Raw genomic sequence first — 25,138 nt, forward strand, 5'->3', positions numbered from 1 at the left:
TAAATATCAAAAAAGATATAAAACACAACATTAAATACACACAACATTATACAAGGGTTTCTTATGAAACAGTCATTAAAACTCGCCGATATCATTGCTATTGGCTTCATGCTTTTTGCCTTCTTTTTGGGTGCTGGTAATATTATCTTTCCACCAATTGCAGGCCAAATGGCTGGCGAGCACGTCTTTAGTGCAATGAGTGGTTTTCTTATTACAGCGGTAGGCTTACCACTATTAACCATTATTGCTATTGGTGTTTCTGGTGGCTCTTGGCAACACCTTACTCGTGATTTACCACCTAAAGTAGCAATGATTATGGCGATACTAATGTTCGTTATCATTGGCCCTGCTTTTGCTGCCCCTCGTACAGGTTTAGTTGCCTATGAAATGGCTGCAAAACCATTTATGTCTTCTGATGCGGGACCGTTTTCTCTAACTCTATTTTCAATCGCATTCTTTTCAATCGCAATGTTCTTTGCATGGTCTCAAGGTAAACTGATTGATACGATAGGTAAGTTCTTAACACCTGCATTATTCATTGGTTTAATCATTTTAGCGGTTGCGGTATTTGTTAATCCACAAGGTGAGATTGTTGCAGCAACAGGAAATTATATTAATAGTCCTCTAACGACGGGTTTCTTTGAAGGCTATAACACCATGGATACCTTTGGTGCGCTAATGTTCGGTATTTTAATTATCGATGCATTGAAAAAGAAAGGCATTACGGAACACAAAGCGACAACTAAATACTTAACGATAGCTGGTTGCATTGCTGCTCTTGGTTTGGCGTTTGTTTATATTTCACTATTTTATTTAGGTGCAACGTCAAGTACTGTCGCTGCTGGTGCGAGTAATGGTGGAGCTATATTAAGTGCTTACACTCTGGCTTTATTTGGTTCTTCTGGTCAAATTGTATTGTCTATTATCGTATTGATTGCTTGTTTAACGACAGCGATTGGTCTGATCTCTGCATGTGCAGATTACTTTAGTTCAATTTGCAAAGTGACGTATAAAGCATGGGTTATAATTGTTGGTGTTGCATGTGCAGTGGTTGCTAATGTTGGTTTAAGCCAGCTAATTACCTTGTCGGTACCAGTATTGTTCTTACTTTACCCTGTAGCCATTGCGTTGGTGGCATTAGCATTTACACGTAAGTTTATGCCAAACCCTCGTTTTGCTTACCGAGTTGTGATTTTAGTTGCGACGTGTTTTGCAGTATTAGATGCCGCGAAGGTTGCTGGTGCAGATATGTCAGCGTTCTCTATGTTGCCAATGTTTGATCACGGTATGGCTTGGGTTATTCCAACGTTTGCATCGATGATTGTTGTTCGTTTTGTTGGTAAGAAAGAAGACGAACTAGTGACTGAAAACGCATAATTTAAAAAATTAGAAACAGTAAGAGCGAGTATACTATTTGAGTTTACTCGCTCTTTTCTTTTATAGGAGCGAAGCGATCTAGTTAGCGAAGCGTATTGTTTCTAGTTATTAAAGCGAGTCGTGATACTCAACTAACACCTGTTCACACCACTGCTCAATACGCTCATCACTCTTATCATATTGACTGTCTTCATCCAGCGCTAAACCGACAAATTGAGATTCATCTTCAGTTAATGCTTTTGAAGCCTCAAACTGATAGCCTTCATTTTTCCAATAACCAATGAATTTAGCGTCAGTCGCTTTTAATTCGTCATGCAATAAACCCATCGCATCTAAGAACCATTCGCCATAACCCTCTTGATCACCTAACCCAAATAGGGCGATTGTCTTGCCTTGTAAAGAAAGGCCATTAAGCTCTTCCCATACCGCCAACCAATCTTCTTGAATTTCACCAAAATCCCAAGTGGAAATGCCAAGCAACAACAGATCATAATCGTTCATTGTTGCTGTTGGGGTCTCTTTAATATTGTAGATATCAACTAACTCTTCGCCCATTATGGCTCTGATTTTCTCAGATGCCATTTCGGTGTAACACGTGGAAGAGCCGTAAAACAGACCAATTTTCATTCTAACTACCATAATTAAAGAGGACGAAAGCCTAGTGTACCGCAAATGATTATTAAAATTAAACTTGCATTGAAAGCGCGTAAAATTGTTTAATACTGTAATTCTAACCAGTATTTTTGGTTTTCAGTAAATGGTGATGGCAATGAACAATGATATGGCTTTAATTGAGCGTTTTTTAGATACCATGTGGATGGAGCGTGGATTATCAGAAAATACGTTGGCTTCGTATCGAAATGATTTGGTGAAATTACTGCAATGGCTAGAAGATAATCATTATAAATGTGCCTCTATTTCAGCAATGGGATTAAATGAATATCAGGCATACTTGGTAGATAAAGAATACAAGCAGACTTCACGAGCCCGTATGTTGTCAGCACTTCGTCGATTTTTTCAATATCTACACAGAGAGAAAATTCGTGGCGATGATCCAACGGCCTTATTGATGAGTCCTAAGTTACCGCAACGTTTACCAAAAGATTTAAGTGAAGAGCAGGTTAATGACCTATTAGAAGCTCCAGATGTAAAAGATCCACTAGGATTGCGCGATCGTGCCATGTTGGAGTTGCTTTATGCGACTGGTTTACGTGTTACGGAATTAGTCAGTTTAACGATGGAAAATTTAAGTCTTCGTCAAGGGGTAGTTCGCGTTACTGGTAAAGGCGATAAAGAGCGTTTAGTGCCAATGGGTGAAAATGCGGTTGATTGGATCCAAACTTTTCTAGATCAAGGGCGTCCAGCGTTACTTGGTGAAAAAAGCTCAGATGTGGTATTCCCTAGTAAACGAGCGAGACAAATGACAAGACAAACCTTTTGGCATCGTATTAAACATTATGCGGTGATTGCAGGGATTGATAGTGATAAATTATCACCTCACGTTTTGCGCCATGCTTTTGCGACACATTTATTAAATTATGGGGCAGATCTTAGAGTCGTACAAATGTTACTAGGACATAGTGACCTTTCGACGACACAAATATATACTCACGTAGCAACGGAACGTTTAAAACAGATCCATCAAGAGCATCACCCTCGTTCATAGTAATAGGGAACTTCTTGTTGGTTTACTACTCTAAAATTTAAACTTTCTATTTTTATTTTTTTTATAGGTATCTTTTATGTCATTTATTCGCCGTACTAGCGCGATGTTTATTGCTTTATTGAGTGTAATTTCTTTTACTGCCTGTTCTGATGATCAAGCAAAAGAGCATGCAGTATCTTCGTCAGTTGTTGAAGCATCTCAGGCTGATTCAGAACAAGCAATTACTCAGCGTTTAACGACATTAGGCTTGCCTGTTGAAGCTATTCACGATTCAGAAGTAGATGGTTTTAAACAGGTTGAAACCCCATTTGGTATTTTTTATGTATCAAGTGATGGCAAACATTTCATTCAAGGTCGTATTTTCGAGTTTGATGAAAAAGGTAACATGAAAGATTTATTAGCAGCTCGTTTTTCTAAATTGGTTGATAGCCAAAGCGAGAACATGATTGTGTTCCCTGCGAAAAACGAAAAACACGTGATTACCGTCTTTACTGATACCACTTGTGGCTACTGTACTAAGCTACACAAAGAGATGAAAGATTATAATGATGCCGGTATTACCGTTCGTTATTTAGCATACCCTCGCCAAGGTTATCAAGGTACTGTTGCTGATAAGATGGCGCAAATTTGGTGTGCTGATGACAAGCAGCAGGCAATGGAAGATGCGAAATCAAACCGTGCAATTAATGGTTCAAAACCAGCCACCGCTGAGTGTAAGAACATTATCAAAGAACAATATTTATTAGGTCGTAAAATGGGTGTAAATGGTACTCCTGCTATTGTGCTTCCTAATGGTGATCTAGTTCCTGGTTACAAACCAGCACAAGAGTTATTGAAAGACTTAGAAAAATAATTCTTTCTTCAACCCAATTTTAATCCCCGTAATACTTATTTAGATGAGTATAGTGCGGGGATTTTTTTATCTTCGTAACCATAACATTAGGCTATTATCATGATTGAAGTGAAACGTCGTATTATTCCTGAAATCCCAACACTTCCGAATTCAATTCCTTCAATCTTACAACGGATCTATGCGGCTCGCGGGATCACATCAAACGATCAATTAGAGCGTGGCGCTAAGCATTTACTGTCATATCAATCGATGCATGGCATTACTAAAGCGGTTGATATTTTAGTTGAAGCAATAGCTAAGCAAACTCGTATTATTATAGTTGGTGATTTTGATGCGGATGGGGCGACGAGTTCGGCATTATCTGTCATGGCATTTCGATTAATGGGCAGTAGTAATGTAGATTACTTAGTGCCTAACCGTTTTGAAGATGGTTACGGGTTAAGCCCAGATGTAGTCGACCAAGCGAAAGCTATGGGGGCAGAGATCATCATGACGGTAGATAATGGTGTTTCATCTATTGAAGGAGTAGCCGCAGCTAAAGCCTATGGGATGCAAGTAGTGGTAACCGATCACCACTTACCGGGATCTACTTTGCCAATTGCTGATTCAATTGTTAACCCTAACCTTGAAGAGTGTGCGTTTCCATCAAAATCACTAGCAGGCGTTGGTGTGGCTTTCTACTTGATGCTGGCTATCCGTGCTCGTTTACGCGAAAACAACTGGTTTGAAACTCAAAATATTCCAATTCCAAACCTGGCTGATCTATTGGATTTAGTGGCTTTAGGAACCGTTGCTGACTTAGTGGCTCTGGATGAAAATAACCGTATTTTGGTACATCAAGGTATCCAACGTATTCGTGCAGGTAAATGTCGTCCGGGTATTCAGGCACTAATTGAAGTGGCTAATAAAGTGCCTTCTCGAATTGTTGCTTCAGATTTTGGTTTTGCGCTTGGTCCAAGAATTAATGCGGCAGGGCGTTTGGATGACATGTCGTTTGGTGTTGAACTCCTCATGTCTAACAATATTCATGCTGCGCGTCGAATGGCCTCTGAGCTGGATGCTTTGAATCAAACTCGTAAAGAGATAGAGCAAGGCATGAAAGACGAAGCGATGGCGATTTGTGAGCGCTTAGAATTTGGCGCACAAAGTGAATTGCCTTTTGGCTTGGTGTTATTCCAACGAGATTGGCATCAGGGTGTGATTGGAATTCTTGCTTCTCGTATTAAAGAAAAATATCATCGTCCAGTGATCGCCTTTGCTGATGGTGGTGATGGATTCATTAAAGGGTCGTGTCGTTCCATTACAGGATTTCACATGCGTGATGCATTGGATTTAATCGACACTCGTAATCCTGGTTTGATTTTAAAATTTGGTGGTCATGCAATGGCAGCGGGCTTAACCATTAAAGAAGTTGATTATAAGAAATTTAGCCAAGCTTTTGATGACGTGGTGCGTGGATCAGTAGAAGAAGAAGCGCTTAATGGTGTGGTTTTATCTGATGGTGAATTAACGCCGGAAGAATTTACTTTAGGTACGGCTGAAATCATTCGAGCTGGTGGGCCATGGGGACAAGCTTTCCCTGAACCTATTTTTGATGGTGAGTTTAAAGTTTTAAATCAACGATTAGTGGGTGAGAAACATCTTAAACTGATGTTGGAGCCAATTCATAGAGATTTTCCAACTAATAAAATGGTAGATGCAATTGCCTTTAATATTGATATTCGTCGCTGGCCTGATGCATCGGTGCAAAAAGTAAAACTGGCGTATCGTTTAGATATCAATGAATTCAGAGGTAATCAAACATTACAGTTAATGGTTGAATATATCGAACCTATATAAATAAACAATAGAAGAAGCCTCTCATAAAAACGGCAAGGTTAATCATTACCTAACTTGCCGTTAAGAAATACCTAATGATATGTTAATGCTTTGCTTTGTATGAAAATGGAAAGACTCGTATTCCGAGCTGAGGTTAAATAAAAATAAATTTGATGTGATTAAATTTACACCATTTTCTCAATACTTATTGTTCTTGCTTTCAAAGGGTGAAATACCTCGATTTCTATCACACTTTTGGTTAAAATCACTCGGTTATTTTTTATTCGGCGATGATAAACACCATGTTCGAAATTAATCCTATTAAAAACCGCCTACAGGATGTGTCTGATCGCACAAATATCCTGAGGGGGTACCTTTGACTATGATGCGAGAAAAGAGCGTCTAGAAGAAGTCAATGCAGAGTTAGAACAACCAGAAGTATGGAATGAGCCTGAACGCGCACAAGCGTTAGGTAAAGAACGTGCCTCTCTGGAAGCGATTGTAGAAACTATTGATCAATTAGACCTCGGCGGCGAAGACGTTGAAGGACTACTTGAATTGGCAGTTGAAGAACAAGATCAAGAAACCTTTGATGAGATTGAACCTGAACTTGCTGAACTAGAAGCAAAGTTAGCGACACTAGAATTCCGTCGCATGTTCTCAGGGGCTCATGATTCATCAGATTGTTATATTGATTTACAATCAGGCTCTGGCGGTACAGAAGCGCAAGATTGGACATCTATGATGTTGCGTATGTATTTGCGTTGGGCGGAAGCCAAAGGATTTAAAACGGAAGTTATCGAAGTCTCTGGTGGCGATGTTGCCGGCCTTAAAGGCGCAACAGTTCGTATCTCTGGTGAATATGCTTATGGTTGGTTACGTACAGAAACTGGTGTACACCGTTTAGTTCGTAAGTCTCCATTTGATTCAAGTGGTCGCCGACATACCTCATTTGCTTCAGCGTTTATCTATCCTGAGATAGATGACAACATTGAAGTGGATATCAACCCTGCTGATTTACGTATTGATGTATACCGAGCTTCTGGCGCGGGTGGTCAACACGTAAACACCACTGAATCTGCGGTTCGTATTACTCACGTTCCGACAAATACAGTTGTGCAATGTCAAAATGATCGTTCTCAGCATAAAAACAAAGCACAAGCGATGAAGCAGTTGAAAGCAAAGCTGTTTGAACTTGAGCTTCAGAAACAAAACGCAGAGAAACAAGTAAACGAAGATTCTAAATCCGACATTGGGTGGGGCAGTCAGATCCGCTCATACGTATTGGATGATTCGCGCATTAAAGATTTGCGTACCGGCATTGAAAATCGTAATACGCAGGCCGTATTAGACGGTGATTTAGATAAATTTATCGAAGCCAGCTTAAAATCTGGATTATAAGAAAGGGTTCATTATGACTGACCAAGTACAACTAGATGAAAACAAACTGATTGCAGAACGTCGTGGTAAATTAGACCATATCCGTCAAGCATGTAAGGCTAATGGCCACCCGAATGACTTCCGTCGTGACAGTCTTGCTGCGGATCTTCAATCAGAATTTGGTGAAAAGACCAAAGAAGAGCTAGAAGAATTAAACCACATTGTAGCAATTGCTGGCCGTGTAATGGCGAAGCGCGGTCCTTTCTTATTGATCCAAGAAGTGTCTGGTAAGATCCAAGCTTACGCATCAAAAGATGTGCAAAAAGAGCTTAAAGAAAAATATCAAGGCTTAGATATCGGTGACATCATCGGTGTTAAAGGTGCTCTACATAAATCAGGTAAAGGCGATCTTTACGTGAATATGGAAGAGTTCGTATTGCTAACTAAAGCACTACGTCCATTGCCTGAAAAATTCCACGGTTTAACTGACCAAGAAATGCGTTACCGTCAGCGTTATGTTGACCTTATCGTAAATGAAGATTCTCGTACTGCATTTATTATCCGCTCTAAAGTGGTTTCTGCAATTCGTAACTTCATGGTTGATAAAGGCTTCATGGAAGTTGAAACACCAATGATGCACGTTATCCCTGGTGGCGCATCGGCTCGTCCGTTCGTTACTCACCATAATGCACTTGATGTTGACATGTACTTACGTGTAGCACCAGAGCTTTACCTTAAGCGTCTAGTTGTTGGTGGTTTTGAGCGCGTATTCGAAATCAACCGTAACTTCCGTAACGAAGGTTTATCTCCTCGTCATAACCCAGAATTCACAATGATGGAATTCTATATGGCGTATGCTGATTACAACGATTTAATGGACCTAACAGAAGCGATGCTATCTCAAGTAGCGATCTCTGTACTAGGCAGTGACAAAATGCCTTACGGCGAAGCAACGGTTGATTTTGGTGGTAAATATGCACGTATGAGCATGTTAGACGCGATCAAAATGTACAACCCAGAGCACGCAGAAATCCAAGCGCTAACATATGAAGGCGTTCAAGATCGTGACTTAATGGTTTCTATTGCGAAATCAGTTCATGTTGAAGTTGAAAGCTTCTGGACATGTGGTCAGCTTTTAGAAGAGATCTTTGGCGAAACGGCTGAACCTCAACTTATGCAACCAACGTTCATTACTGAATACCCAGCAGATATTTCACCACTAGCTCGTCGTAACGACAATAATGACTTCATTACAGACCGTTTTGAGTTCTTTATTGGTGGTCGTGAAGTTGCAAATGGTTTCTCTGAGTTGAATGATGCACAAGACCAAGATGAGCGTTTTAAAGCGCAAGTTAACGCTAAAGAGTCTGGTGATGATGAAGCAATGTATTACGATGCAGACTACATTACAGCTCTTGAACACGGTTTACCGCCAACTGCGGGTCAAGGTATTGGTATCGACCGTTTAGTGATGCTATTCACTAACACTCACACAATTCGTGATGTGATTTTATTCCCTTCTATGCGTCCTCAAGCATAATTAAGAATTAAATTAATGAGAAAGAGTGGCTATATAAGTCGCTCTTTTTTTTAACTTTTATTCATTATTCATAATTCATAATGCATAAAAATCAAAAAACTAAGTACATTTTTGATCAATTGACCGAATCTTTACAATTCTCTTTTAATCCCAGTCACGCCTTAAAATGTTATTAAAATTTCATTTTTTATACTTAAAATAATGTTAATTCTCAAAGTTAAAGCATAAACTTATCTAATATGTTAACTATCATTTGTAACCAACGACTCGATTGTGTTGTTTTTGTTAAAACTACGACGACCCTCTCATTTGTGAGACCAGTTGTCGTCTTAAAACCTGTATAGTTGCTTTATAACGATTTTCAGTTGATTTAATATTTAGAATATAGAGGTAAGGCTTATGGGTACTCAGTTTCGTATGGATTCTGTTCCAGGTTCATTGGTAGTAGTTGGTGGAAGCTATGAACCTTGGTTAGCAGTATTAGAACAAGTGGGCTGGCGTTGTCATCGTTGCTATGATCTCCGCGCTGCACAAGCACTGTTTGACGAAATTGGCCCGTGCATTGGTATTGTTGATTTAAGCCAAGATGATTTCAGCCTTAATGGTATAGCAACGTTAGTTAATAATAATAAACAAGTTCGTTGGATGGCGTTTATTCGTGAATCGCAACTAAGCTCAGATACTATTTGCCAATTCATTGTGAATTTCTGTATTGATTTTTTCACCGCTCCGATCCCTGATACACAGCTTTTAAGTACGATTGGGCATCAGTTAGGAATGCTGAAGCTAGAACGTAAAGTATGGCCTAACATGGGCAAGAAATCGGATTTAGGGATCCTAGGTGAAGCACCTACCGTTAAGCGTTTACGCGATCAAATTCGGCGTGTAGCACCAACAGATGTTTCGATTTTAATTTCTGGTGAAAGCGGTGTTGGTAAAGACACGGTCGCAAAAGCGGTACATGATTCATCAGGGCGTAATAAAGGTCCGTTTATATCTCTAAATTGCGGTTCGTTATCTGAAACTAAAATCGAGCAGGAATTATTTGGTCTTCATCTTTCTGAATATCAAGAATCTAAATTATTTCAAGCAAGTGGCGGCACTCTATTTTTAAATGACATTAATGACTTACCCGTTACTCAACAACAGCATTTATTACGTTTTTTACAAGAAGGTAATATTGAAACAGCAGAAGGCTTTATTGATATTGATGTGCGTGTGATTGTCGCTAGCCACGTAGATATTGAAAAAGCAATAGAGGAAGGTTGCTTTAAAGAAGAGCTGTATTACCGCTTAAATGTACTTCGTATTCATGTCCCTCCTCTAAAAGAGAGAACTTCTGATATTTCGATTTTAGCGGATCATTTCCTTCAACGCTATGCAAAAGAATACAATACGCAAGCTCGCACTTTTTCTGAAGATGCAATGCAAACAATGCTTCATTATCAATGGCCAGGTAATGTTCGTGAACTAGTAAACCAAGTAAAACGAGCAGTACTTCTTGCAGATAGTATGACGATTGATCTTGAACATTTAGATCTTCCTCTACGTAATGATACAAAACGCAGTTTACGAGTGATCCGTGAAGATTCAGAACGTGATGCATTATTATTGGTATTAGAATCTCATGATGGTCAAGTATCTTCAGCTGCCAAAGAACTGGGTGTATCACGAGCAACCATGTACCGCTTATTGAATAAACATAATTTAATTTCAGAACCAAGGACCTATAGTTAGGAACTTTGATCTGTAATAATTAAATATATAGAAGGCTTATCTTTCAGGGGTAAGCCTTTTTTAATTAAAAAATGACGTAAGGATCTTGTGAGTAAAATGAGTTTTTAAATAGAAGCCTCTTGGTAACGTTTTGATTGGTTGACCATTCTCACCATACGCTTCGGTAAGGGCTTGACTGTTTGCCGCTTTTGGCCTGAGCTGTAATACCTCGCCATGTTTTGCTGTAATGAACGCCACTTTGCCTAAGACAATTAAATCCATTAACTCTTCCCAATCTTGTTTTAGTTGCTGTTCTTCTTCTATAGAAGGTCGCCATAAAACGGGGTAACCTACGTGACGGTCACCTACAGGGATCTCTCTTTCTCCTTCAACAGGGATCCATAAAACGTGCGCTAATTTATGACGAACATGTGACTCTTCCCATTTTAAGCCATGAACACCAGTTAACGGTGCGACAGAAACAAAGGTGGTTTCAAGAGGTTTTCCATTATGGCTGATCGGAATGGTTTTTAATTCAATCCCAAGATCTATAAAATCAGGTAAAGGTTTACTGCCTGCTGATGCGCCTAGATGCCACTCTAATAACTGTCCAACCCAGCCTTTATCACGCTTCAAATTTTCAGGAACAGGGATACCTGCTTGTGCGGCAAGTTCAGACAGGGTATAGCCTGCGATGCTTTCAGCTTTTGCTAAGAGCTCATTGGTACTTGTTGGTGGCAATTGCTTCATAACCGCTCTGTAATGGTATTAATGGGATAAGATTAGCACATTATTCTTTGATTTCACGAGCTTGATTGGATCTAATTAAGTTATCCACATTCATGATTATTTTCTATACCTTATCTCTTTCTATGGATCTATATACAGTATTATATTTACGAATAAGTGATTGACTTTTTAAGGTATACCTCAGAATAGAGCTTGTAATTGTGGGTAACCATCAAGTTGGTCGTTCTTTAATCGATCTGTGTTTTTATTATTCGTGGCGTGTAGGTTAAAAAAGATCAAGTTAAAGATCTTGAGCTTAACATTATGTTTAATAAGATTTTTATTTATTTCTTGTTTTTTATCCTACTCTATAACGAAACTGGTTTTTATTGTGTAATTTGGTTCGTTTTTATCTTCTTCACAAAGTTATGCACAGAAAAGGTGAATAAATGTGGGGTAGCTCTCATTGCAATGTTGATAACTCTTCTTTTGATTAAAAGTTATTCTACAAAAGTGCTTATTTTAGTAAAACGTGACAAGAAAGTGTGATCCTGTTTGCTCAAAGAGACGATCTGTGAAAAAATCAAAGGTAATATAAGTTTAAGATGAGGTCATCCAGTGATAGATGGCGATGGTTTCCGCCCGAACGTCGGGATAGTGATATGCAATAGCCATGGTCAAGTATTCTGGGCGAAACGATACGGACAACATTCTTGGCAGTTTCCACAAGGTGGCATTGATGATGGTGAGACTCCTGAACAAGCTATGTACCGGGAATTGTACGAAGAAGTAGGTTTGACTAAAAATGACGTACGTATTTTAGCGAGTAGCCGTCATTGGTTGCGATATAAATTACCAAAACGTTTAGTTAGATGGGATTCAAAGCCTGTCTGTATTGGACAAAAACAGAAGTGGTTTTTGTTACGCTTGGAATGTGATGAATCCAAGGTGAATATGCAAAGAGATCGTTCACCAGAATTTGATGGGTGGCGATGGGTAAGTTATTGGTACCCGGTTCGACAAGTGGTTTCATTTAAGCGTGATGTTTATCGCCGAGCATTGAAAGAGTTCGCGGTAATTGCTATGCCGTTTAAGGAACGAAAATTTAAAAGGAAAGGTAAAAAAGGGTAAGCGGTCGATGCCTTATAGCCTTAAGGATTACCTCTTATGCTTACTCAACTCAGGGATATAGTTGATCACGTCGCTAAAGCTGAATCATTAGATGATGCTTTAGCGCTATTAGTGAAAAATACACGAAATTCAATGCAGACAGAGTGTTGCTCAGTCTATTTGATGAGTAATGATAATCTTCGTTTAGAATTAATGGCGACTGAAGGTTTGAAAGCCAAGCCAAATACGGTCTCATTAGGCATTGATGAAGGTTTAGTTGGTCTTGTGGCTCGCAGTTGTGAACCGCTTAATCTCGCTAATGCATCGATACACCCCTCATATAAATACATTCCCAGTATTGCGGAATATAAGTTTAATTCTTTTTTAGCTACTCCAATTATATATCGCCGCCAAAATTTGGGTGTGTTAGTCGTTCAACAAAAAGAGAAACGCCAATTTACTGAAGTTGAAGAATCATTTCTCGTCACTCTTTCCGCTCAACTCGCGGTGGTATTAGCGCATGCAAAAGCGCATGAAAGTTGGTCTACTCATTTACAAACTTCGTCTACATCACAAAAGCAATTTAAAGGTATTTCAGCGTCTAATGGGGTTGGGATTGCGCCATTATGGTTTGATGATGCTCAACCTAAAATTGAAGCGATTTTACCGAGTTCGTGCCTTAATATTGAATTAGAGAAAGATCGTTTAGGCACTGCGATTGAATTGGCCTTAAAGGATTTTAGACGCTCTAAAAAGCGTTTTGAACAAGAGTTGAATACAGAAACACTGGCTATTTTTGATCTCTTTACACACTTATTGAATGATCCTATGTTGAAAGCAGATCTGAAAAAACAGATCACGCTAGGGGATTCTGCCGAGTGGGCTCTACGTCAAGTCATAGAGTCTTATGCTGCGCGTTTTGGGAGAATGAGTGACTCGTACTTAAGTCAGAGAGCAAATGACGTTAGAGAGCTTGGGCAGAGGTTACTTTATTTTATTAATTACGAAGATAATCTAGATATTGAGCTGTCTCATCCTGTTATTTTGGTAACCACTCAACTAACCGCATCAATGCTCGCCAGTATTCCACAAGATAAGCTAAAAGGGGTGATATCGCTTGAAGGCGCAGCGAACTCTCATGCTGCGATTTTATCGAGAGCGTTAGGTATTCCGGCGATTATGGGGGTAGAGTTTAATCCTACTCATTACCATAAATCGTTAGCCATTGTTGATGGGTATAGTGGTTTACTTTACATCAAACCGACAGATGCGTTAACTCAAGAATATCTTGAATTACAAAATGAAGAGATCGCTTTATCAGAGTTGATAACACAAGATCTCGATAAGCCAACGCTAACACTTGATAATCACCTTATGAAGATTTATCTAAACGCAGGATTGAGTGCAGATTCAAGCATTGCGGTAAATCAAGGGGTTGATGGTGTTGGTTTATACCGAACTGAAATCCCTTTTCTATTGCATCAACGTTTTCCATCGGAAGAAGAGCAGTATCTACAATATAAGGAAATTTTAGAAACGTACCCTCAAAAGCCTGTCATTATGCGAACGCTTGATATTGGTGGTGATAAGCCTTTACCTTACCTGCCTATCGAAGAAGATAATCCGTTTTTAGGTTGGCGAGGAATTCGATTTACATTGGATCACCCTGATATTTTTCTATCACAGCTAAAAGCGATGATAAGAGCGAATATTGGTAATGATAATTTATCTATTATGCTACCAATGATCTCGGGTATTCCTGAATTGAAACAAGCGAGAGTCTTGATTAATCAAGCGTATAACGAAGTGCTCAGTGAATCGGAAATTGATTTTTCTAAACCTCGTATAGGTATGATGGTTGAAGTGCCTTCGATGCTTTATTTATTACCAAGAGTTGCTGGGCTTGTTGATTTCATTTCTGTTGGGACCAACGATTTAACTCAATATTTATTAGCAGTAGATAGAAATAACTCTCGTGTATCTCATGTTTATGAGTCTTACCATCCTGCCGTGTTGCTGGCGTTAAAGCAGATTATAGAAACGGCAAATCAACATAATTTACCTGTCAGTGTATGTGGTGAATTAGCCGGGGATCCTATTGGTTGTCTCCTTTTAATTGGTCTGGGTTATCGTAATTTAAGTATGAACACGTCCAATGTTGCCAAGATAAAGTACATAATTAGACAAGTCACCTTGGCTGAAATTGAAAGCATGACAGAGATTCTTTTACACCATGATGATGCTGAGAAAATTTTAGCTGATATGATGGCTTTTTTGGAACAGAAAGATCTTTCAGGATTTATTCGAGCAGGTAAATAAATGTCAGTAGATTTTTGGTCTATTTTTGCGCTGTATCTTTTACTTGGTAGTGTCGTTGGTGTAATGGCTGGTCTATTAGGGATTGGTGGTGGATTACTGGTTGTTCCGGCTCTGTTGTGGTTATTGCCTTTGGCTGGCATTGATTCGAGTATAGCAATGCAAATGGCTCTTGGTACGTCTTTGGCGACAATTATATTTACATCAAGCTCATCGGCATTGAACCATTTGCGTTTAGGTAATGTCGAAGTGGGGTTAATTAAAAGCTTAGCACCAGGGGTTATACTTGGTGGTTTTATTGGCAGTTATCTTACTGAATTAATTCCAATACAATATTTACCTAAAGTGTTTGGTATTATCGTGCTTTTATTAGCATTACAAATGTTGTTAGCGCTTAAGTTTACCGCAACAAGAACAATGCCATCCCCTCTAAAAATAGCAACTTCAGGTGGGATAATCGGTGTTATTTCTAGTTTAGCAGGCATTGGTGGTGGCTCACTTACTGTGCCTTATTTAAGTTTTCATGGTGTTGAAATGAGGAAAGCGATTGGCAGTTCTTCATTATGTGGCACATTAATCGCGATAGCAGGCATGATAGGCTTTGTTATGCATGGGGTTAATGTGGTTAACTTACCGCCAATGAGCTTAGGGTATGTGTATTTACCTGCATTATGCGGCATTAGTTTAACGTCTATTTTAACCACTAGAATAGGGGCTAAGTTAGCGTCACATTTACCAACATCAACATTAAAAAAAATCTTTGCCGTATTTCTCGTATTTATCGGCAGCAAAATGTTCTTAGGATAAGAGAGTAGTCATGAGTCAGGGGTATTTAAACTTCCCACATATCGATCCGATATTATTTGAAATTGGTCCACTAGCAGTACGTTGGTATGGGTTAATGTACTTGTTTGGTTTTATGTTTGCCTTATGGCTAGCAAATAAACGCGCAGATAAACCAAACAGTGGTTGGACTCGTGATCAAGTCAGCGATCTTCTTTTTGCAGGCTTTTTGGGTGTCGTCATTGGTGGGCGAGTTGGCTACGTACTGTTTTATAACTTTGGGTATTTCTTAGAGAACCCATTGTACTTATTTGAAGTATGGACTGGTGGAATGTCTTTCCACGGTGGCCTATTAGGTGTAATTAGTGCAATTCTTTGGTATGGCTATAAAAATAACCGTAGCTTCTTTACCATTGCTGATTTTGTTGCGCCATTAGTGCCATTTGGATTAGGTGCTGGTCGCCTTGGTAACTTCATGAATGGTGAACTATGGGGCCGTGTTACTGACGTGCCGTGGGCGATGGTATTCCCAACAGGCGGACCTTTCCCTCGTCATCCATCGCAGCTGTATGAATTTGCACTTGAAGGTGTTGTTTTATTCTTAATTCTAAATTGGTTTATTCGTAAACCTCGTCCATTAGGCGCAGTCTCTGGCTTATTCCTATTTGGTTACGGTACATTCCGCTTCTTAGTTGAATACGTTCGTCAGCCTGATGCTCAATTAGGTTTGTTTGGTGATTGGATTTCAATGGGACAAATCTTATCATTGCCAATGGTGATTGGTGGTTTATTGATGATGCTTTGGGCGTTTAAACGTAATCTTTTTGCGACTGATTTGCAGAATAATGGTACGAAGCCAGAGAAATCGAAATCAAAAGCAAAATAAACAAACTCATAAAAATACGCTAGAATAGCGTTAATGACGATTTATAGTAATGGCCTCTCGTTTGAGGCCATTTTTTTAAGCCAATTTTAGAGAGCATGACCGTGAAACAGTATTTAGATTTATGCCAACGCATCGTTGATGAAGGTCACTGGATTGAAAACGAGCGCACAGGAAAGCGCTGTTTGACGGTGATTAATGCTGATTTAACCTACGATGTTGCCAATGGTGAGTTTCCATTAGTAACGACACGTAAGAGTTTCTGGAAATCAGCCGTTGCTGAAATGATTGGTTATATTCGCGGTTATGATAACGCAGAAGATTTCCGTAAAATAGGCACTAAAACATGGGATGCGAATGCGAATCTAAACGACGTTTGGCTCAATAACTCTCACCGTAAAGGTGAAGATGACATGGGACGAGTGTACGGCGTTCAAGGTCGCTCATGGGCAAAACCGAATGGCGAGTTTGTCGATCAGTTGAAAAAGATTATTGATGATTTAAGCAATGGTATTGATGACCGGGGTGAGATTTTAAATTTCTATAACCCAGGTGAGTTTGATATGGGCTGTTTACGTCCGTGCATGTACTCACACCACTTTTCGCTATTAGGTGACACTCTGTACTTAAATAGCACTCAACGTTCGTGTGATGTCCCGCTAGGCCTTAATTTCAACATGGTTCAAGTCTATTTTCTGCTGGCTATTGTGGCTCAAATTACAGGCCATAAGGCAGGTAAGGCGTATCACAAGATTGTTAATGGTCATATCTATGAAGACCAACTTGAGTTGATGAAAGAAGTTCAGCTAAAGCGTGAGCCATTGAAAGCCCCACTCTTTAAAATAAACCCTAAGATTAAATCATTAGAAGATTTGGAAACCTGGGTCACAATGGATGATTTTGAAGTGATTGGCTATGAAAGCCATGAAGCGATTAAGTATCCTTTTTCGGTATAGCTAGAGTTAGTTTACTGTTTATAATGATAGGGCCTTAATATTAAATGATAAGGCTCTATATGATATTAAATAAGAGATAATTTTATGTCTGGTTACGTAATGATAAACGTGAAACTATAATGTAAATAGGTCCGTTTATCCCAAGTGATTATTTATCAATAATAATTGAACATGATGATGTCTCTGCTCTAATTATTTGTAATAAATCTGTTATTATAATATCTGATGTCTTTCTGAAGCATACTTTTGGAAAATTGGGTTATCTTTACTATCCTTGTTCTCTGGACGCCATAACCCTTCCTCAACCCCTTTCACTATCAAATGAATAACAGCAGAATCAATTGCTGACATTAAGGCAATATTTACTGGCTCGTTATTGGTGTAGCCTAACTCAACCTCCAAGAGCTCTTTATAATCCACAAATCGAAAAGCTCCCGCTGACACTTCATAAGAAAGTATCGTTTTACTGGTTGTCACACTCGTCAGGATCTTACCGCTACGAACATCAACAGCTCGAATATTGACAGTCACTTGATCCGCTCGGTACTGCCCTGAACCACCAATACCTAAATATCTAGCCCCTGCACCGCCTGTTTTAATATTTGAATCATAAGCTACGATTCCACCCTCAATCATTACATTTGCAGACAACAAAGATGGAAGCGTAGAGCCATGATTAGAAATAGATTCTTGCTTTTTTTGCGCTGCTCTAATAATTTTTCTTTCCGTCAATAAGTTTTGTAACCCTTGACGTTCTAGAGGATGAAACCATTCTGAATCCAGTAATGCCATCGTTAAAAGAGCAGTCCCCCCTTGAGGTACAGCTGTTGAGAAATTACTGTTTGGTTGAGGTTTATACTGACCCGTTTGGTCTCTAAAATCATATACAGAAACAAATATTTTCCCTCTTGGTTTAGGCAAAGAAATGAGATCTACATAACTCGCACCACGCTGCATTAATGTTGGTGATTCTGAAATTTCAGGCACATCAATCGAATTAGAACAACCGGAAATAATAAAAAGTAATAAAAATAATATTGAATATTTCATTGCTGATTCCTTAGCTTAGAAATTAATCTGGAGTAAGACCACTCACTTGAATTTCTGAGGTTTCACCCGTTTCTTTGTCTACAATTTGAATCAGTAAGGCTCCTGAATCATCAACAATATTTAATATAAAATCATCGGTAATAAGCTGCCCTGTATTACCATTACCTACATCCGCTAATAGTTGACTTATTAATCGAGACTCCAAACTAGAAGTAAGTCGATCTAGCGCGGATTCTTGCTCAAACAATGAATCATCTTTCGGTCCTTTATAATCATTAATTGCATTAGCACCAGCAAAAAGATGTGATGTGTTTAATGGGTTACCCCCAAAATTAGGATTCACTGGCGTATATACTAATTCACTCGCCTGGCTTAATGGTATAAAGCTAGCTATTATGATAAAAAATATAATCCGTATAGTCATACTAACTCCTTAGATCTCAGGAAGTTCGAGATCATATGTGTCTCTAAATAATTTCTCTGTTTGCCATTTAATGATGTATTGATTTACAGCCTCTATCGCTTGAGCCGCTTTTTCATCTGCTTGTCTTTGCCCTGGAGAAAGCGCTCCTCTGTAAATAACCTTGTCAAAATGATAAACTCCTATAATGCTTCCAGATAAGGCTGTTGGCCTTTCTTTAACCGTTAAATTCACATCTATATCGTCATATTTACTGTTCATTTTCATCGAAAAAGCAAAATAAAAATCCCTTCCTAGCCGAGTTAAGGTTCGGTCAATAATTAATCCTTCAATTTCAAGTAAGTCATCCGCCTCATCCACTTTATTAGTCTCTAACGGTGTTTTCGACTCCAAAGTATCTTGAGTGCTCGATGCATAAGTAAGCAGCGGAATAAATAACGCCAAAACGAGTAAAAATATAGAGTAAACTCTCATGAGACACCCTCTTTAAGGTCATACCCTTTGGCCCACATCATTGCTTGCAATCGATTTTTCACATTAAGTTTTTTGAATATATTATAAAGGTGTGTTTTAACTGTATTTTCACTGACAAAAAGTGTATTTGCGATATCTATATTTGATAAACCTAATGATAATAGCTTTAGTATTTCTTTTTCTCTTTCCGTTAACGATACTGATGTTGTTAATATTCCACTTTGCTTTTCTCTATAGGAAAATATAATCTCTTTTGTTATTTCTCTACTAAGCCAAATTTCCCCAGATATTATCTTTCTTATTCCTAGAGATATAATGTTGGTATCATCATTCTCATAAAAAACGCCAACAACATTTGGATACTTAATAATATCGTTAACTGCATTGCAAGTTGTTATATTAAATAGTATTTCTTTAAACTGTAACCCCCTCTGAGTGATAATGAATAAATATTCTTTATATCTTTCATCTGTTTGATGTTTTAAATCTAAAATAATAAAAACATCTTCCTCTGACTCATTCATACTACTTAATTCATCGAAACTAAGAGATACAACATTGATACAAGTTGATTTTTCCAATAAATCAATAAGTAATGATGAATATAGCGTTTGGCATGATGATAAGTAATAAATGGTCATATCCAACCTCCTCAATTCACATTATTTAAAACTAGTTCAATACATAAGTATATCCAGAAATAAGTAGTAAACTAATGGATATTTTCGTTGCATTCTCAATATTGAGAGTTTTTTAATGGTAGTAAAAATGGCACTTCTCATGCTTTAGTTTATTTCTATCTAATAAAAATATCATAAAAAAGTTCATGGTGGTTTCCTCTATAAAATCCATACTTTTTAAGTAGCAAAAAATGTTATGACAAAAAGAAAGAGGGACACTGATATGAAAAAATTATCAGTAAGTTATCTATATTTATTACTCGCTGTAAGTAGCTATACCTATGCAAATGGTGACCTAGGAATTAATGAATTTAGTTCTCCTGATGAATTAACAGCATTGTCTGAATTAAATACTAGTCATGATAACAATGCAATTGTAGAGCTTATAAATTCGACAAATTCTCGAGTTGTTATTTTACAGCATAACGTGAATGGAGTAGGAAGTAATAAAGCTAAAGTACAACAAACTGGTTATGATAATAAAGCTAACATAATACAAATTGGGGGTAATAATATAGGCCTAATTGCTCAAAATGGAATAAACAATAGCGCTTCTCTTGAGCAGTGGGGAGTAAACCACGAAGGTGCTATTTTACAGGATGGTAATAATAATATCGCTCATTTAAAGCAAACGGGTAATACTCAACAAAATGTTATAAATCAGACGGGTGATTCAAATATTGCAGCTGCTGTAAACAAAAATAATGGATCTGGTTTTTCCATTAATCAAACTGGCAATCAAGGAATTATCTTAGTCAATGGAATGGATAGATTCATATCCATCATAAATTAAAATCATTTCAAGGAAGTTTATTATGAAAAATTTAGCAATCGCAATCTCAACCATTTTACTTTCTGGTGCTGTATATGCGGGAAATACCGCTGATGTAGACCTATACAACGCCAATGATAATAGCGTCAATATCTTTCAATTATCACCTGCAATAGGTAATGATGCTGATGTTCTAATCCGAAATTCTGATGATAATAACGTTGATATTTATCAAATGGGTCGCCATAACGAAGCTACCGTTAAAGCTCGTAATAACAGTGATGACAATACTTTATTTGTTGGACAACAAGGTCGACACAACGATGCTGTAATAAAAGCTCGTCGTCATAGTGATGACAACAACCTTGCTATTGAACAACAAGGTCGTCGTAATTTTGGTAAAATTGTAGCTTACGATAGTGATGATAATATGGCACTTATCGACCAAGATGGACGTCATAATGATGCTCTTGTTGATATGGATTACTCTGATGGCAATATGGTTAATACTATTGAACAAGACGGTCGCCGTAATGATGCGGCTATCTACCTAGATGGTGCTGATAATAATGCGAGTAATACAATCGTTCAAGACGGTCGCCGAAATGATGCAACCATTGGTATTTATGGTGGTTCTAATAATGATTCACTTGCCATTGTACAAGATGGTCGTCGTAATGATTCAACGATTAGTGTTTATGGAGGTTCAGGTAATACAGCCTTAACTGATATCGATGGTCATGATAACGACACTTATACTGCCTTTTATTTTGGTGCATCAGATAATGACACTAGTATTCTATTAGAAAATGGTGCGTTAGAAAATACAGTCAATGCTGTTGTTGTTGGCGGAAGTAATAATGAGGTCGACGTACTTGTTGATGCCAGCCATGACAACTTTGCAATGGTTACTCAATGGGGTAGTGATTCAGATACAACCATTAATCTAGTTAATGACTCTAACAGTAACTTTATTATGGTAAACCAAACTAACAATGATTCAGCAACGGTTATGGCAGACAATAGTAGTGGCAACGGTATATTTATTACTCAATTCTAACTGAAGATTAGGTGTAATTATCTATGTGATTCATTTTAGTTTATTTATTTATTTATTAGTTACATAAAAATCCCTACCAGCATTTTGGTAGGGATTTTTTAGTGCTTGAGTATGGGAAAGAATAAGGTATGAATTCTGTTTATATGTAGGCTATTGCTAAATATATGTGAGCGTTCAGGACGTCGACTTTCGAGAGTTCATCTAGCTCTTGATAAGCGTAAATTGATAAAGAGGAGGGGGAGGTCTTGATGACCTCCCTTTGCTAGACGTTAAACAGTTAGAGCCAATACGCTACCAGGTAGGATGATGAAGACAAAACTCAAGTAACCGGCAACGACTGCTTTGTTGCGGTTTGCCATTTCAGCAATCCATTCAGCGCCTTTTAGTGGTAATTCACGTAGGAAAGGTGTGCCATAAATAACCAATGTCGCAATAACGTTGAAGCATAAGTGAACCAACGCAATTTGCAGAGCAAAGATAGCATATTCACCAGATACTGCCGTCGCGGCTAGTAATGCGGTTACACAAGTACCAATATTAGCGCCTAAAGTAAACGGATAAACATCACGAATATTAAGAACGCCAGTACCAACCAGTGGGACCATTAAACTTGTTGTTGTCGATGAAGATTGAACTAATACCGTTACAACAGTACCAGAAGCAATACCATGCAAAGGACCGCGGCCAATGGCACTCTTTAGAATATCTTTAGCACGGCCAACCATTAAGCTCTTCATCAATTTACCCATTAAGGTAATCGCGATGATAAGAATAGCAATACCAAGACCAATCATAACTAAACCACCAGTCATGCTTCCAAAGCTAGACAATGGCTCTTTGATTGCGCTAATTACAGGTTTTGTAATTGGCTTGATAAAATCAAAACCTTTAATGCTCATATCACCCGCGTTTAACAGTGGTGATACTAACCATGCTGATAGTTTTTGAAAGATACCAAACATCATTTCTAATGGTAAGAAGATAGCAACCGCAAGTAAGTTAAAGAAATCATGGACAGTAGCGCATGCAAATGCACGTCTAAATTCAGTCTTACAGCGAGCGTGACCTAAACTAACTAGGGTATTTGTAACTGTAGTACCAATGTTTGCCCCCATCACCATAGGGATAGCGGTTTCAACAGGTAAGCCACCAGCAACTAAACCTACAATGATAGAGGTTACAGTTGAAGATGATTGAATCAATGCAGTCGCAACTAGGCCGATCATTAGGCCTGCAACTGGATGAGAAGCGAATTCAAATAAAACCTTTGCTTCTTCGCCTACAGACCATTTAAAGCCTGTTCCGACCATAGCTACCGCTAAAAGAAGAAGGTAAAGCATAAATGCTAAGTTTGCCCAACGCAGCATGCGCGAGGTATTACTCATTGTTGCTGCAGAAATTGATTGGGTATTCATAGTAAAGCTCCGTACCGAAATAGTATGTTGTCGGTTTATTTAATCTGAAGCGATAGTAAATAAGGAATATTTCAGAAATATTACAGTCAGAGGGGAAACTGTAATATTTACGTCATATTTGGTTTTGATGTTATAAACTCTTACTTTTGTTACTGTAACAGATTGATAATTAGTGTTTTTTATTCTTTATTTTAAAATGGAATATAAATTTTTTTTTAAAACTTTTTTGTTCTATGTTGCGAGTTAATGACATTTTCAAGAATATGGATGCGGAAAAAGCGAGGTATAAGTGCTAAATGATTGGTTTTTACGAAGTGTTTGCTATTGTTGTCATAAATAACGTATCTTTATCTATCGTCATCCTCCTTAATGCCATTGATGAATGCATTGAGTTATAAATCATAAGGTTCCAGCATGTCTCACTTAAATTATAACCATTTGTACTATTTTTGGATGGTATGCAAGCAAGGTTCAGTAACCAAGGCGGCAGAGGCGCTCTTTCTTACTCCTCAAACGGTAACCGGGCAAATTAAAGCCTTAGAAGAACGTGTCGATGGAAAACTTACAAAGCGTAATGGTCGTAATATTGAACCCACGGAATTAGGCCAATTAATTTATAAGTACGCCGATCGTATGTTTGGCTTGAGTTATGAAATGTTGGATATAATAAATTATAGCCAACAATCAAATGTTCTTTTGGATGTTGGTGTTGCTGATTCGCTCTCTAAGCGTCTAGTCAGTAAAGTACTATCAACAACGGTTCCTGATGATGCATCTATCCATCTTCGTTGTTTTGAGTCAACGCATGAGTTACTACTTGAGCAGTTATCACAACATAAACTTGATATGATTTTGTCTGATTGCCCGGTTGATTCAGGCCAGAATTCAGGTCTGTTTAGTAAAAAGTTGGGTGAATGTGAAATGAGTTTTTTTTGCTCTAAAGAAATGACAGATATTCAATTCCCTGAAGTATTAGAAAGAAAAAAAGTCTTAATTCCTGGTACCCGAACATCAATGGGACGAAAGGTGATCCAATGGTGCGATCAACAAGGTATTACGCCTAATATTTTAGGTGAGTTTGATGATGTCGCTTTAATGAAAGCCTTTGCTCGTGAAAATGACTCGGTTTTTTTAGCGCCAACGGTTTATATGAATGAAGCGGGCTCTGACCTTTCTTTGCATCGAATTGCTGATGTAAAAGATTTAAAAGAAGAATACTACGTTATTTTTGCTGAACGTATGATCCAGCATCCAGCAGTAAAGAGTATCTGTGCGGCTGATTTTTCGCATTTATTTGATTTACAGTTGCAATAGTGGGGCACAATATACTAAATTAGCACTAGCTAAATTAGAGGTTGTTTTATGAATTTAAAAATGATGGAAGAAAATGCACCTCAAGCGGTGACATTACTAAAAGCGATGGCGAATGAACGCCGCTTATTTATTTTATGTTTATTGCTTGAAGGTGAGTTGTCCGTAGGTCAAATCGCAGAAAAGTTAGAATTAAGTCAATCAGCATTGTCGCAACATCTTGGTTGGTTACGTAAAGACGAACTGGTTTCGACAAGAAAAGAGTCTCAAACTGTGTTTTATTCATTGAATAGCACGGAAGTTAAATCAGTTATTCAATTATTACACGATTTATATTGCCAGAAATAAACGTTAGCGATAGAGAAAAGAGATGATTTTTTACAATCTCTGAATAACAGGCATAAAAAAACCGACCAAGGTCGGTTTTTTCTTATTTCTAACTGAGAATCAAATTTCTATTAAAGAGCTTTGATTGCTGCAGTGAAACGCGCTTTATGACGTGCAGCTTTATTCTTATGAATAAGGCCTTTAGTCGCCATGCGGTCTAGAAGTGGAGTTGCAATTGCTAGTGCAGCAGCTGCAGCTTCTTTATCACCAGCTTCAATAGCTGCGATAGTTTTTTTCATGTAAGTGCGCATCATTGAACGACGGCTAGCGTTGTGCTGGCGACGTCTTTCAGCTTGAGTTGCGCGCTTCTTAGCAGATTTACTATTTGCCAAGGGTCTAACTCCCAAAAACGTAGTTCGGTGACAATTTAAGGTTCGGAAATATGAACCCATTGAACCAAAATGTCAAATGATTTGTGTAAAAACCAGACTGTCTCAAACA

Annotated in this window: 24 protein-coding genes; 16 read left to right on the forward strand and 8 right to left on the reverse strand. The window is 38.2% G+C overall.

Going from position 1 to position 25,138, the window contains the following annotated elements:
• Nucleotides 1-63: 63 nt before the first annotated feature.
• A complete protein-coding gene (gene brnQ / locus Q1K78_RS03330) occupies nt 64-1,377 on the forward strand; it encodes a branched-chain amino acid transport system II carrier protein (RefSeq protein ID WP_300174421.1) in 1,314 nt (437 codons plus the stop codon).
• A gap of 108 nt (nt 1,378-1,485) precedes the next feature.
• Here the strand turns inward: brnQ and fldB are convergent, their stop codons facing one another.
• Entirely contained in the window at nt 1,486-2,004 is a 519-nt protein-coding gene (gene fldB / locus Q1K78_RS03335) for a flavodoxin FldB (protein ID WP_300174423.1), read from the reverse strand.
• A gap of 130 nt (nt 2,005-2,134) precedes the next feature.
• Here fldB and xerD point away from each other — a divergent pair, with 130 nt between their 5' ends.
• The 6 genes from xerD to Q1K78_RS03365 all read left to right on the forward strand — a co-directional run bounded on the left by xerD (nt 2,135) and on the right by Q1K78_RS03365 (nt 10,371).
• The gene (xerD, locus tag Q1K78_RS03340) at nt 2,135-3,043 is read left to right on the forward strand and encodes a site-specific tyrosine recombinase XerD (RefSeq protein WP_300174425.1); all 909 of its coding nucleotides are present in this window, start codon (nt 2,135-2,137) and stop codon (nt 3,041-3,043) included.
• A gap of 76 nt (nt 3,044-3,119) precedes the next feature.
• The gene (dsbC, locus tag Q1K78_RS03345; RefSeq protein ID WP_300174427.1) at nt 3,120-3,896 is read left to right on the forward strand and encodes a bifunctional protein-disulfide isomerase/oxidoreductase DsbC; all 777 of its coding nucleotides are present in this window, start codon (nt 3,120-3,122) and stop codon (nt 3,894-3,896) included.
• A gap of 99 nt (nt 3,897-3,995) precedes the next feature.
• The gene (gene recJ / locus Q1K78_RS03350; RefSeq protein ID WP_300174429.1) at nt 3,996-5,735 is read left to right on the forward strand and encodes a single-stranded-DNA-specific exonuclease RecJ; all 1,740 of its coding nucleotides are present in this window, start codon (nt 3,996-3,998) and stop codon (nt 5,733-5,735) included.
• A 281-nt stretch (nt 5,736-6,016) separates the two neighbouring features.
• Nucleotides 6,017-7,115, forward strand: a protein-coding gene (prfB, locus tag Q1K78_RS03355) for a peptide chain release factor 2 (RefSeq protein ID WP_300174431.1) whose coding sequence is annotated in 2 segments (ribosomal slippage) — nt 6,017-6,091 and nt 6,093-7,115 — 1,098 coding nt in all. Because the reading frame shifts where the segments join, the coding sequence is not laid out codon by codon here.
• A 13-nt stretch (nt 7,116-7,128) separates the two neighbouring features.
• Entirely contained in the window at nt 7,129-8,634 is a 1,506-nt protein-coding gene (lysS, locus tag Q1K78_RS03360) for a lysine--tRNA ligase (RefSeq protein ID WP_300174433.1), read from the forward strand.
• A 399-nt stretch (nt 8,635-9,033) separates the two neighbouring features.
• Nucleotides 9,034-10,371: a sigma-54 dependent transcriptional regulator gene (locus Q1K78_RS03365; RefSeq protein ID WP_300174435.1), complete on the forward strand. Its 1,338-nt coding sequence runs from the start codon at nt 9,034-9,036 to the stop codon at nt 10,369-10,371.
• Nucleotides 10,372-10,431: 60 nt separating this feature from the next.
• Here Q1K78_RS03365 and mutH read toward each other — a convergent pair whose 3' ends face one another.
• Nucleotides 10,432-11,100 (reverse strand): DNA mismatch repair endonuclease MutH, encoded by a 669-nt coding sequence (mutH, locus tag Q1K78_RS03370; RefSeq protein ID WP_300174437.1) that lies wholly within the window; start codon nt 11,098-11,100, stop codon nt 10,432-10,434.
• A gap of 597 nt (nt 11,101-11,697) precedes the next feature.
• Here mutH and rppH point away from each other — a divergent pair.
• The 5 genes from rppH to Q1K78_RS03395 all read left to right on the forward strand — a co-directional run bounded on the left by rppH (nt 11,698) and on the right by Q1K78_RS03395 (nt 17,127).
• On the forward strand, nt 11,698-12,210 hold the full coding sequence (gene rppH, locus Q1K78_RS03375; RefSeq protein WP_005417607.1) for an RNA pyrophosphohydrolase: 513 nt from the start codon (nt 11,698-11,700) through the stop codon (nt 12,208-12,210).
• Between the two features lie 36 nt (nt 12,211-12,246).
• Nucleotides 12,247-14,508, forward strand: a complete 2,262-nt coding sequence (gene ptsP, locus Q1K78_RS03380) for a phosphoenolpyruvate--protein phosphotransferase (protein ID WP_300174450.1) — start codon at nt 12,247-12,249, stop codon at nt 14,506-14,508.
• On the forward strand, nt 14,509-15,312 hold the full coding sequence (locus Q1K78_RS03385) for a sulfite exporter TauE/SafE family protein (protein ID WP_300174452.1): 804 nt from the start codon (nt 14,509-14,511) through the stop codon (nt 15,310-15,312).
• Between the two features lie 10 nt (nt 15,313-15,322).
• Nucleotides 15,323-16,174 (forward strand): prolipoprotein diacylglyceryl transferase, encoded by an 852-nt coding sequence (gene lgt, locus Q1K78_RS03390; protein ID WP_300174454.1) that lies wholly within the window; start codon nt 15,323-15,325, stop codon nt 16,172-16,174.
• A 101-nt stretch (nt 16,175-16,275) separates the two neighbouring features.
• Entirely contained in the window at nt 16,276-17,127 is an 852-nt protein-coding gene (locus Q1K78_RS03395; RefSeq protein ID WP_300174456.1) for a thymidylate synthase, read from the forward strand.
• Between the two features lie 213 nt (nt 17,128-17,340).
• Here the strand turns inward: Q1K78_RS03395 and Q1K78_RS03400 are convergent, their stop codons facing one another.
• Genes Q1K78_RS03400 through Q1K78_RS03415 form a run of 4 tightly spaced genes read right to left on the reverse strand, consistent with a single transcriptional unit; the run spans nt 17,341 to nt 19,713 of the window.
• On the reverse strand, nt 17,341-18,177 hold the full coding sequence (locus Q1K78_RS03400) for a CsgG/HfaB family protein (RefSeq protein WP_300174458.1): 837 nt from the start codon (nt 18,175-18,177) through the stop codon (nt 17,341-17,343).
• Nucleotides 18,178-18,199: 22 nt separating this feature from the next.
• Nucleotides 18,200-18,601 (reverse strand): curli assembly protein CsgF, encoded by a 402-nt coding sequence (locus Q1K78_RS03405; RefSeq protein ID WP_300174460.1) that lies wholly within the window; start codon nt 18,599-18,601, stop codon nt 18,200-18,202.
• Between the two features lie 9 nt (nt 18,602-18,610).
• Nucleotides 18,611-19,072, reverse strand: a complete 462-nt coding sequence (locus Q1K78_RS03410; RefSeq protein ID WP_300174462.1) for a curli production assembly/transport protein CsgE — start codon at nt 19,070-19,072, stop codon at nt 18,611-18,613.
• Nucleotides 19,069-19,713 (reverse strand): LuxR C-terminal-related transcriptional regulator, encoded by a 645-nt coding sequence (locus tag Q1K78_RS03415; protein WP_300174464.1) that lies wholly within the window; start codon nt 19,711-19,713, stop codon nt 19,069-19,071. The genes Q1K78_RS03410 and Q1K78_RS03415 overlap by 4 nt, the downstream gene beginning before the upstream one ends.
• Before the next feature lie 262 nt (nt 19,714-19,975).
• Between Q1K78_RS03415 and Q1K78_RS03420 the strand changes: the two genes are divergently transcribed.
• Nucleotides 19,976-20,545, forward strand: a complete 570-nt coding sequence (locus Q1K78_RS03420; protein ID WP_300174466.1) for a curlin subunit CsgB — start codon at nt 19,976-19,978, stop codon at nt 20,543-20,545.
• Nucleotides 20,546-20,567: 22 nt separating this feature from the next.
• Entirely contained in the window at nt 20,568-21,584 is a 1,017-nt protein-coding gene (locus tag Q1K78_RS03425; protein ID WP_300174468.1) for a curlin associated precursor, CsgA like protein, read from the forward strand.
• Between the two features lie 269 nt (nt 21,585-21,853).
• On the opposite strand, the gene Q1K78_RS03430 is transcribed toward Q1K78_RS03425, so the two are convergent.
• Nucleotides 21,854-22,999: a Na/Pi symporter gene (locus Q1K78_RS03430; protein WP_300174470.1), complete on the reverse strand. Its 1,146-nt coding sequence runs from the start codon at nt 22,997-22,999 to the stop codon at nt 21,854-21,856.
• Between the two features lie 414 nt (nt 23,000-23,413).
• Here Q1K78_RS03430 and nhaR point away from each other — a divergent pair, with 414 nt between their 5' ends.
• Together nhaR and Q1K78_RS03440 are read left to right on the forward strand one after the other, a co-directional pair.
• Nucleotides 23,414-24,313 (forward strand): transcriptional activator NhaR, encoded by a 900-nt coding sequence (gene nhaR / locus Q1K78_RS03435; protein WP_300174472.1) that lies wholly within the window; start codon nt 23,414-23,416, stop codon nt 24,311-24,313.
• A 48-nt stretch (nt 24,314-24,361) separates the two neighbouring features.
• Complete coding sequence (locus tag Q1K78_RS03440; RefSeq protein ID WP_300174474.1) at nt 24,362-24,658, forward strand: metalloregulator ArsR/SmtB family transcription factor; 297 nt, start codon at nt 24,362-24,364, stop codon at nt 24,656-24,658.
• 110 nt (nt 24,659-24,768) lie between these two features.
• Here Q1K78_RS03440 and rpsT read toward each other — a convergent pair whose 3' ends face one another.
• Nucleotides 24,769-25,029, reverse strand: a complete 261-nt coding sequence (rpsT, locus tag Q1K78_RS03445) for a 30S ribosomal protein S20 (protein WP_065594268.1) — start codon at nt 25,027-25,029, stop codon at nt 24,769-24,771.
• Between the last annotated feature and the right edge of the window lie 109 nt (nt 25,030-25,138).

Origin of the sequence: uncultured Aliivibrio sp. (assembly GCF_946479765.1) — a bacterium.
GTDB lineage: Bacteria > Pseudomonadota > Gammaproteobacteria > Enterobacterales > Vibrionaceae > Aliivibrio.

Coding starts and splice junctions, on each gene's coding strand:
- brnQ (WP_300174421.1), top strand. CDS start 64: ATGAAACAGTCATTAAAACTCGCCGATATCATTGCTATTGGCTTCATG.
- fldB (WP_300174423.1), bottom strand. CDS start 2,004: ATGAAAATTGGTCTGTTTTACGGCTCTTCCACGTGTTACACCGAAATG.
- xerD (WP_300174425.1), top strand. CDS start 2,135: ATGGTGATGGCAATGAACAATGATATGGCTTTAATTGAGCGTTTTTTA.
- dsbC (WP_300174427.1), top strand. CDS start 3,120: ATGTCATTTATTCGCCGTACTAGCGCGATGTTTATTGCTTTATTGAGT.
- recJ (WP_300174429.1), top strand. CDS start 3,996: ATGATTGAAGTGAAACGTCGTATTATTCCTGAAATCCCAACACTTCCG.
- lysS (WP_300174433.1), top strand. CDS start 7,129: ATGACTGACCAAGTACAACTAGATGAAAACAAACTGATTGCAGAACGT.
- Q1K78_RS03365 (WP_300174435.1), top strand. CDS start 9,034: ATGGGTACTCAGTTTCGTATGGATTCTGTTCCAGGTTCATTGGTAGTA.
- mutH (WP_300174437.1), bottom strand. CDS start 11,100: ATGAAGCAATTGCCACCAACAAGTACCAATGAGCTCTTAGCAAAAGCT.
- ptsP (WP_300174450.1), top strand. CDS start 12,247: ATGCTTACTCAACTCAGGGATATAGTTGATCACGTCGCTAAAGCTGAA.
- Q1K78_RS03385 (WP_300174452.1), top strand. CDS start 14,509: ATGTCAGTAGATTTTTGGTCTATTTTTGCGCTGTATCTTTTACTTGGT.
- lgt (WP_300174454.1), top strand. CDS start 15,323: ATGAGTCAGGGGTATTTAAACTTCCCACATATCGATCCGATATTATTT.
- Q1K78_RS03400 (WP_300174458.1), bottom strand. CDS start 18,177: ATGAAATATTCAATATTATTTTTATTACTTTTTATTATTTCCGGTTGT.
- Q1K78_RS03405 (WP_300174460.1), bottom strand. CDS start 18,601: ATGACTATACGGATTATATTTTTTATCATAATAGCTAGCTTTATACCA.
- Q1K78_RS03410 (WP_300174462.1), bottom strand. CDS start 19,072: ATGAGAGTTTACTCTATATTTTTACTCGTTTTGGCGTTATTTATTCCG.
- Q1K78_RS03415 (WP_300174464.1), bottom strand. CDS start 19,713: ATGACCATTTATTACTTATCATCATGCCAAACGCTATATTCATCATTA.
- Q1K78_RS03420 (WP_300174466.1), top strand. CDS start 19,976: ATGAAAAAATTATCAGTAAGTTATCTATATTTATTACTCGCTGTAAGT.
- Q1K78_RS03425 (WP_300174468.1), top strand. CDS start 20,568: ATGAAAAATTTAGCAATCGCAATCTCAACCATTTTACTTTCTGGTGCT.
- Q1K78_RS03430 (WP_300174470.1), bottom strand. CDS start 22,999: ATGAATACCCAATCAATTTCTGCAGCAACAATGAGTAATACCTCGCGC.
- nhaR (WP_300174472.1), top strand. CDS start 23,414: ATGTCTCACTTAAATTATAACCATTTGTACTATTTTTGGATGGTATGC.
- Q1K78_RS03440 (WP_300174474.1), top strand. CDS start 24,362: ATGAATTTAAAAATGATGGAAGAAAATGCACCTCAAGCGGTGACATTA.